Here is a 235-nt window from a genome sequence, read left to right on the forward strand (position 1 = left end):
TAAAGAGATCGACCAAATCCTGAAACGCGCGCAGGTACGCCCGCTGGCGGTTGGCGTACATAACGATCGCCAGTTGCTGCAATTTTGCTACACCTCAGAAGTGGCCGACAGTGCGCTGAAAATCCTCGACGAAGCGGGATTACCTGGCGAACTGCGCCTGCGTCAGGGGCTGGCGCTGGTGGCGATGGTCGGTGCAGGCGTCACCCGTAACCCGCTGCATTGCCACCGCTTCTGG

At 60.4% G+C, this 235-nt stretch carries 1 protein-coding gene; it reads left to right on the forward strand.

The features are described from left to right. On the forward strand, positions 1-235 hold a 235-nt coding region (locus SB756_RS35445), incomplete at both ends, for a hypothetical protein (RefSeq protein WP_410913929.1).

The organism is Pseudomonas sp. SIMBA_068 (assembly GCF_046534705.1).
Classification (GTDB): Bacteria; Pseudomonadota; Gammaproteobacteria; order Pseudomonadales; family Pseudomonadaceae; genus Aquipseudomonas; species Aquipseudomonas putida.